Source organism: Maribacter aquimarinus, assembly GCF_047345505.1.
GTDB lineage: Bacteria > Bacteroidota > Bacteroidia > Flavobacteriales > Flavobacteriaceae > Maribacter.
Window position 1 is genome coordinate 60,920 of record NZ_JBLFEO010000024.1, and the last position, 8,129, is coordinate 69,048.

Below are 8,129 nucleotides of genomic sequence, written 5' to 3' on the forward strand. Positions count from 1 at the left end.
TATGTACACATCCACCACAAACAGAAGGAACTTCATTAAAAAAATGGCCATGCTGTCCGCCATGACCGCGGCGGCCTCCATGTTCCCGGGCATTGTATTTGCCAAAGAACAGGAAGAGGGCATCCCCGCCGATGCCAATCTCGATTGGAAAAAAGGGCCCTGTAGGTTCTGCGGCGTGGGCTGTGGCATCCTTGTGGGCACGGAAAAAGGCAAGGCCGTTGCCGTGAAGGGCGACCCCAACTGCGAGGTGAACAAAGGGCTCCTGTGCGTAAAGGGCTATCACCAGATCATGTGCCTGCAGTCCAAGGACCGGCTCACCCACGCCCTGGTCAAGAAAAACGGAAGCTATGTAAAGACCCCCATTTCCGAGGCGCTGGACCTGGTGGCCAACAAAATGAAACAGACCATTGCCGATCACGGCAAGGATTCCGTGGCCATGTACACCTCGGGGCAGTCCACCATCCCGGAAGGCTACGTGGCCTCCAAACTGATGAAGGGAGCCATTGGCACCAACAACCTGGACTGCAACGCGCGTCTTTGCATGGCGAGCGCCGTGGCCGGTTTCCTCACCTCCTTTGGTGCAGATGAGCCGATGGGCTGTTACGAGGACATTGACCATGCCGATTATTTTGTGACCTGGGGCAATAATATGGCCGAGATGCACCCGGTCCTTTTCTCCAGAATGTTGGAGCAAAAGGCCAACCGTGGCGCCAAGATCATTGATTTTGCCACACGGACCACACGCTCCAGTACGGCCTCTGACCGCTCCATATTGTTTGAGCCCCAGACCGATCTTGCGGTGGCCAACGCCATTTGCTACGAAATCATTAAAAACGGTTGGATGAACCGCTCCTTTGTGGAGAAGCATTGCAATTTTAGCAAGGGACTCACCAATATCGGTTATGGGCTGGAAGATAAGTTCTCTTTTACGGACAAACCGGAAAAAATAGATTTTGAGGCCTACAAGACGTTTCTGGAAGACTACAGTCCCGAAGCCGTATCCAAGTATTCCAAGGTTTCTGTAGCGGACATAAAGTACCTGGCCTGGATCTATGGCAACCCCAACAACAAGGTGGTTTCCTATTGGTGCATGGGCATGAACCAGCACACCCGTGGCACCTGGATGAACAATTTGGTGTACAACATACACCTCCTTACCGGTAAAATTTCACAACCGGGCAACGGTCCGTTTTCCCTTACGGGGCAACCCTCTGCCTGCGGTACGGCACGCGAGGTGGGCACCTTTACCCACAAATTGCCCAAAGGGGTGGTCATGAACAAGGAAAACAGGGAACTGGCCGCCAAAATCTGGAAGGTCCCGGTAGAGAACATTCCGTCCAAGCCCACCTACCATGCCACGGAGATGTTCCGTGCGGTGGATCGCGGCGACATTAAGTTTATATGGACACAAGCCACCAACCCCTTGGTCTCGCTGCCCAAGACCAGTAGGTACGGGCCGGGAACCAAAAAGGATTCTTGCTTTGTGGTGGTCTCGGACGTGTTCCCCACACCAACCTCAGACGTGGCAGATGTGATCTTGCCCGCTTCATGGCACATTGAGAAAAGTGGGCTGTACGGCAACTCGGAAAGGCGCACCCAACATTGGGACCAGATGATCGAGGGCCCCGGCGAGACCATGCCCGATGCCTGGATGTTCATAGAAGTGGCCAAGCGCATGGGGTACGGAGACCTCTTTCCCTACAGCAGGGAAAACCATGTGGAAGAAATATACAATGAATACAAACAGTTCCACGAAGGCGCCAAGCATGAAATGGCCCCATTGGATGTCCTTAAAAAGGAATCGGGCGTTATTTGGCCCTACGTAAACGGCAAGTCCACCAAATGGCGTTTCAACGCCAAGTACGATCCCGCCTGTGACAATGGGGAAGATTTCCATTTCTACGGCAAGCCAGACGGCAGGGCGGTCATTTGGCAGCGCCCCTTTGAGGAGGCCCCGGAAAAACCCGATCAGGAATATCCCTTTTGGCTCAATACGGGCCGTGTGGTAGAGCACTGGCACACCGGCTCCATGACGCGCAGGATCCCGGTGCTGCACCAAGCCATGCCCAATGCCTATGTGGAATTTCACCCGGACGATGCCAACAAAATGGGCATACGCAACGGAGATGGCGTAAAAGTGACCTCCAGACGGGGCTCCTGTATCTTGCCGGCATCCATAAACGAACGGGGACTGCCCACCAGAGGACAGGTCTTTGTGCCGTTCTTTGATGAGAACATGATGATCAACGACGTAACGCTGGACGCCTTCTGCCCCATATCCAAGGAGCCCGACTATAAAAAATGCGCCGTTAAGGTGGAAAAAGTATAACCATGAGAAAACGACTGGGCATCATATCCTTTTTTGTGATCATCTTCATTGCCTTTATCATGGTATGGAACTACAGCTACCAGCAAGGCCGGGAAGAGGCTTACATTCCGCTCATAAAAACGCCCTCGGGCGCGGTGATTCCCATGGAGGGGGGTGCCTTTCACAGGTTCGAGGCCAATGGCCTGGATTACCTGAACATGCCGGTGGATGAAAACCACCAACGCAGTTTGGACACCTATTATGACAATAGGGCCTATCCCGGTGCACCGCCGAGCATACCCCATCCCGTGGCCAAGGAAGAGAGCTTTGGGGGCAACACCTGCATACAGTGCCACCAAAATGGGGGTTTTGTGGAGAAGTTCAATGCCTATGCCCCCGTAACGCCCCACCCGGAGATGGTGAACTGCAGGCAGTGCCACGTGACCATAAACAGCAATGACACCTTTACGCAATTGGCCAGTGCAAACGCGGCAACTTCCGGGTTTGGCAAACTGGTGCCACCAGCGGTCGGGGAAGGCGCAAACAACGCCATGCCCGGGAGCCCGCCCATGATGCCACACCAGTTGCACATGCGCGAAAACTGCATCTCTTGCCACGCCGGCCCAAGCGCACCCAAGGAAATAAGGGTGAGCCATCCGGAGCGCATCAACTGCAGACAGTGCCACCTGCCCATTGAAGCGGCACAGAGCACCATGGACGCCAGTACCTTTCTAAGACAATTCGATGAACTCAATGAAAAATAACCGCCACATCCATAAATTGCTCCTCTTTCTGGCCTTGGTACCCATGGCCTGCAAGGATGGTGACGAATACCATTCCCTGACCGAAAAGATGGATGCCCTGGAAACCCCCTACCACGGCAAACTCAGCTCTGAGGAACTCTTGGCCGGAACCGAGCTCATTTCCATCAAGGAGGGAGAGCACACCTTTCTCATTCCCGAACGCAAAGGGCAGATAAAATCCTATGCCTGCATAGAATGCCACACCAAACCCGTTTCACAAATGAAGGGCGATGGGGTACAAAAGGCACACTGGGACATTAAGATGGCACACGCCAGCAAAGAGATCATGGATTGCGCCACCTGCCACAACCCAGAGGACATGAACCATATACAGACCCTGACCGGAAGGCCGGTGGATTTTAACCTGAGCCATAAGGTATGCCTCCAGTGCCATGATACCCAATACGAGGATTGGAAAGGCGGGGCCCATGGGAAAAAGGTGGCCGGTTGGGCCCCGCCAAGGGCATCCATGACCTGTGTGAACTGCCACAACCCGCATGACCCCGGTTTTGAAAAAAAGCTGCCCGTAATCTTCAACACCAAAAAAGCAGCGCAACGCCAAGAAGGCCTAGATCATTAAACAACATTATGAGCGATACAAAAAAATGGTTTTCCCTTAATTTGGGGGCACAACGCAGAAAAGAGCGCCAGGAACCCTGTGGCTGCGGAAAGACTTCCGGGGGCTGCCATGGCGGGCAGGAAACGCTCAGTGCCGATGAATTTTATGAGGCGGCCATAAACGCATCCATTGGGGAAGAGCGGCACCGTGACGGTTTTGAGCAAGTCTTTGATGTAAAGATGGACAGAAGGCAGGCCTTTAAAAAACTAACGGCCAGCCTCCTTGTGGGCGGTGGGGCCGTAGCCAGCTCCTGCAGCCTTACCGCAGGGGCAGACGCCAAGGAAAAGGCGCAAATAGACTGGGAGGAACAGTTCAAGGGCAACTACAAGCTCATGACCAATGAGGAAAAGCAGGCCACCATAGACCGGCTCATGCGCTCCTATGAACTGCGCACCGGAAAGAACATTAACATGACGGCCGAAAATGCCGAGGAGAACGTTCTCTTTGGCTATGCCTTCAACATTTCCCAATGCAAGGGGTACATGAACTGCGTGAGCGCCTGTACGGAAGAGAACAACCAAGACCGAAAATCTGAGATGCAGTACATCCGCATTCATGAAATGAAGGATGGCCAAGGGCTCAAGTTCGATACCGCAGATGACAATTACTACCATGAAGTCCCGGCAGAGGGGCACTTTTATCTGGGCACCCAGTGCTACCACTGTGACAATCCGCCCTGTGTGGATGTCTGCCCCGTACAGGCCACTTGGAAAGAGGAGGATGGTCTTGTGGTGGTAGATTACGATTGGTGCGTGGGGTGCCGCTACTGTATGGCCGCATGCCCTTATGATGGGCGACGGTTCAACTGGAGCAAGCCCGAGGTCCCGGAGAACGAAGTGAACAAAAACCAACATTACCTGGGCAACAGAATGCGCAAGAAAGGGGTGGTGGAGAAATGCACGTTCTGTGTGCAGCGGAGCAGGAAGGGCAAAAACCCCGCCTGTGTGGACGCTTGCCCCACCGGCGCCAGGATCTTTGGCAACCTTTTGGACCCCGACAGCACCATAAGATGGGTGCTGGAGAACAAAAAAGTGTTCCGGCTCAAGGAAGACCTGGGAACGGAACCCAAGTTCTGGTATTTTATGGACTAAAGCCCCAATAGGGCACAATAAAGAATGAACAGGCCTCGCCGTTTTAGGACGCCACGGCCAAAACAATACATGATGGGCCAATTTAAAGTTTTAAAAAGTTTAATGGTGGATAGCTTGGACACCATTACCACGGGTTCCAAGAAATATCATATTTGGATGGGCGCCCTTACCCTGGTGATGCTCATTGGCATGTACTGTTACGCCATTCAGCTGGACGAGGGCCTGGTGGTAACCGGAATGAACGACCGTGTGAGTTGGGGACTTTACATTTCAAATTTTACTTTTCTTGTGGGCGTGGCCGCGGCGGCGGTGATGCTCGTCATGCCCACCTATGTGCTCAAGGACATTGATTTTAAGCAGGCCGTATTGATCGGTGAGGGTCTGGCCGTGGCCGCCCTTGTCATGTGCCTGGCCTTTGTGGTGGCAGATATGGGCGGGCCCAGCGTGCTATGGCACATGATCCCCGGAATAGGGGTCTTTAACTTTCCCGCCTCCATGCTCACTTGGGACGTTATTGTGCTCAACGGCTACCTGTTCATAAACCTGAGCATTCCGTTCTATATTCTGTTTAGGCACTACCAAAACAAAGAGGCCAAAAAAAAGGTCTATGTTCCCGGGGCCATTCTGTCCGTCTTCTGGGCCGTGGCCATACACCTGGTCACCGCCTTTCTGTACCAAGGCTTGCAGGCCCGTCCTTTTTGGAACAATGCCCTTTTGGGGCCCCGGTTCCTGGCCTCTGCCTTTGCGGCCGGCCCCGCGCTGATCATCTTGGTACTGGCCATTATAAGAAGCTCCACGGCCTTTGTGGTCAAGGACAAGACCATAAAGAAAATTGCCATGATCGTTACCGTGGCCGCCCAGATCAACCTCATCATGCTGGTTTCCGAACTCTTCAAGGAATTCTATGCCCCCACGCACCATAGCGAAAGTGCGTATTACCTCTTCTTTGGCCTTCACGGCAAAGATGCCCTGCTTCCTTGGATATGGACCGCCATTCCGCTGAACGTGCTGGCCACGGTCATGCTCACCTTTGGCAAGTTCCGCAACAACCTAAAAGTGCTTTATTTCTGTTGCTTCATCCTCTTTGTGGCCATTTGGATCGAGAAAGGCTTTGGCCTGATCGTGCCCGGATTTATTCCTGGCCCCTATGGCACCATTGCAGAATACCTGCCCACTGGGGTGGAAGTGGGCGTTACCTTGGGCATTTGGGCCCTTGGTGCCTTTGTGTTCACCATATTGGCCAAGACGGCCATTGGCATTGAGACCGGGGAATTGCGGTATCTAAAGAGACAAGAAAAAAAGGGATGATCGAAACTTTTTCGCAGCACTTTGATCCACACGTCAAAAATCATCTTGATCCCTTAAAGGTTCCTTTCGCACCGTTCCCTGCCCGTAGAGCTCCTTGGAGATCGCATCTATGTAAACGGTGAAATCCGGTATCCTCCCGACCAACCGCATCCTGATTTGGACAACCAAACGATCTAGTTTTGTGATCGCATAAACCAGAACCGATGTTAGGACTTGACAGCACCGTCAGATTTGAACTTTACCTTCCACCGACCGATATGCGCAAGAGCTTCGACAGCCTCTGCGGAAACATTCAGGGCGAAGTGGCCATCTTGTAATAATTCTCGTTCAGCATATGGCTGTAAAGCCAAATCCTATTTTCATCCCTGAATTTCAATATTTTCCCCTGATTGCCTTCAACCCTGTCCGCCAGCGTTCCAAAGGGTATCCCTTCGAGCCTTTTGCCCGTGATCCGTTCCCTTTTTTCCATCTTGGATCGGAGGAATGTGGCCGAGGTGCAAGTTAAATTAATGGACAGGCAATCTTTTGTTGGTTTTTATCCTTTTATGAATGAATTTTATCTTTAAAATCAAAATGGAAACATTATCTTCCGGTGTATTGATTTAAATGGACACCAACAGGCCAATCCCATGGGCGCTTGCCAATGGAAACCGCTTTATTGACCTTTGCCATGGGAGCTTCGTTCCATAAAATAACATTCGATTCCGAAACGCTATTTCACTGCGATTACAATGACTTGCCCTCTTTTGACCATCCTTGGCATTTTCACCCGGAACTAGAGCTTACCCTTATACTGGAGAGCCAAGGAATACGGTATATTGGCGATAACATCTCTAGGTTCAAGGAGGGTGATTTGGTGCTTTTGGGCTCCAATTTGCCCCACCTTTGGCAAAACACCAAGGAACACTTTGAAAAGGAGGACGGACGGAGCCGTTCCATAACCCTACAGATACCACCCGATTTTATCGGCACCCCTTTTAAGAACGCCCCAGAGCTTCAACCGTTGGTACAACTCTTTAAAATGGCGGAAAGGGGAATCCATTTTCCCGATCAGTTGGGACAACAGCTTATGCCTCTTTTAATGAACCTTAACAATAGGAGCGGTTTGAGAAAATGGGTCGGTGTTTTTGATATCCTCAGCCAGCTTACCGAAGCTACAGCGTTTGAACTTCTGGCAAGCCCAGGCTATCTTAAACAAGGTGCCACCAAAGATTTTGATGTGATGAACAAAATATTTGAACACATTGGAAACAACGTGCACAATAAGATCACTTTACAAGAAATGGCAGATATGGCCTGCCTTACCAAACCTTCGTTTTGTCGTTTTTTTAAACAAAGGACGGGCAAGCCCTTCTTTGTTTTCCTAAATGAATATAGAATAAAAAATGCAAAACGAATGTTGTTGGAAAACAAAGGACAATCCATTGGAACCATAGCAACACAATCCGGCTTCCCCAGCGTTCAGCATTTTAACGCAAAATTCAAAGAGCTCAACAACGGACTCACCCCTACCAACTATGTTAAACAACTGAAGGGTGTTTAAGGCCATTGACAGCACAAACCACCGGTGTTCCCTGGACATTGGTTACCAGCAGGAAATTTTCGGGGCTTTAATCAGGGCCAAAGGAAATCGCGATTATGAAACACGGGGCCATTACAACAATAGGCGTTAATATTGATTCAATGGTTTAGGGAGAGCACCATGGAAATCTGCACCAAAATGGTTGTATCTTTACGCTATGGCGTATGCCCGAAAAATGTTTTAGGTTGATGTCATTCCAAACGCACCCGCAAACCAAACACCATCCCATCTATGCATAAGCTTAGACTTTAACATAATAATGCAAGGAAAAGAAAATAGAAACCGCTTTTTTTAGTTGGTTCTATGTTAAATACAGTGGGTAATCGAATTTCAGTTTACCCGCTATGAAATAGATCATGTTTATAAAATTCTCCGTGTTCCGGTAGCCCCTTGCCCTTTTCTTGGCAAGCTGTATCTT

7 protein-coding genes are annotated in these 8,129 nt (G+C 50.9%); 6 read left to right on the top strand and 1 reads right to left on the bottom strand.

What is annotated here, in order from left to right; translation table 11 throughout:
* Position 1 precedes the first annotated feature (1 nt).
* From ACKWCC_RS15285 to dsrP, 5 genes are all read left to right on the top strand, one after another.
* Complete coding sequence (locus ACKWCC_RS15285) at positions 2 to 2,329, top strand: molybdopterin-dependent oxidoreductase (protein WP_413996827.1); 2,328 nt, start codon at positions 2 to 4, stop codon at positions 2,327 to 2,329.
* A 2-nt stretch (positions 2,330 to 2,331) separates the two neighbouring features.
* Positions 2,332 to 3,072: a multiheme c-type cytochrome gene (locus ACKWCC_RS15290; protein ID WP_413996828.1), complete on the top strand. Its 741-nt coding sequence runs from the start codon at positions 2,332 to 2,334 to the stop codon at positions 3,070 to 3,072.
* Positions 3,053 to 3,691: a multiheme c-type cytochrome gene (locus ACKWCC_RS15295; protein ID WP_413996829.1), complete on the top strand. Its 639-nt coding sequence runs from the start codon at positions 3,053 to 3,055 to the stop codon at positions 3,689 to 3,691. Before ACKWCC_RS15290 ends, ACKWCC_RS15295 begins: the two co-directional genes overlap by 20 nt.
* An 8-nt stretch (positions 3,692 to 3,699) precedes the next feature.
* Positions 3,700 to 4,821, top strand: a complete 1,122-nt coding sequence (locus ACKWCC_RS15300; RefSeq protein WP_413996830.1) for a 4Fe-4S dicluster domain-containing protein — start codon at positions 3,700 to 3,702, stop codon at positions 4,819 to 4,821.
* Between the two features lie 72 nt (positions 4,822 to 4,893).
* Entirely contained in the window at positions 4,894 to 6,129 is a 1,236-nt protein-coding gene (dsrP, locus tag ACKWCC_RS15305) for a sulfate reduction electron transfer complex DsrMKJOP subunit DsrP (protein ID WP_413996831.1), read from the top strand.
* A 33-nt stretch (positions 6,130 to 6,162) separates the two neighbouring features.
* Here the strand turns inward: dsrP and ACKWCC_RS15310 are convergent, their stop codons facing one another.
* The gene (locus ACKWCC_RS15310) at positions 6,163 to 6,297 is read right to left on the bottom strand and encodes a hypothetical protein (RefSeq protein ID WP_413996832.1); all 135 of its coding nucleotides are present in this window, start codon (positions 6,295 to 6,297) and stop codon (positions 6,163 to 6,165) included.
* 475 nt (positions 6,298 to 6,772) lie between these two features.
* On the opposite strand from ACKWCC_RS15310, the gene ACKWCC_RS15315 reads away from it, so the two are divergent.
* Positions 6,773 to 7,672 carry a helix-turn-helix domain-containing protein gene (locus tag ACKWCC_RS15315; RefSeq protein ID WP_413996833.1) on the top strand — a complete coding sequence of 300 codons (900 nt, stop codon included), beginning with the start codon at positions 6,773 to 6,775 and terminating at the stop codon, positions 7,670 to 7,672.
* The last annotated feature ends 457 nt before the right edge of the window (positions 7,673 to 8,129 follow it).

Bases quoted from the DNA above. Each gene is read 5' to 3' on its own strand.
- ACKWCC_RS15285 (WP_413996827.1), top strand. From the start codon at position 2: ATGTACACATCCACCACAAACAGAAGGAACTTCATTAAAAAAATGGCC.
- ACKWCC_RS15290 (WP_413996828.1), top strand. From the start codon at position 2,332: ATGAGAAAACGACTGGGCATCATATCCTTTTTTGTGATCATCTTCATT.
- ACKWCC_RS15295 (WP_413996829.1), top strand. From the start codon at position 3,053: ATGAACTCAATGAAAAATAACCGCCACATCCATAAATTGCTCCTCTTT.
- ACKWCC_RS15300 (WP_413996830.1), top strand. From the start codon at position 3,700: ATGAGCGATACAAAAAAATGGTTTTCCCTTAATTTGGGGGCACAACGC.
- dsrP (WP_413996831.1), top strand. From the start codon at position 4,894: ATGGGCCAATTTAAAGTTTTAAAAAGTTTAATGGTGGATAGCTTGGAC.
- ACKWCC_RS15315 (WP_413996833.1), top strand. From the start codon at position 6,773: ATGGAAACCGCTTTATTGACCTTTGCCATGGGAGCTTCGTTCCATAAA.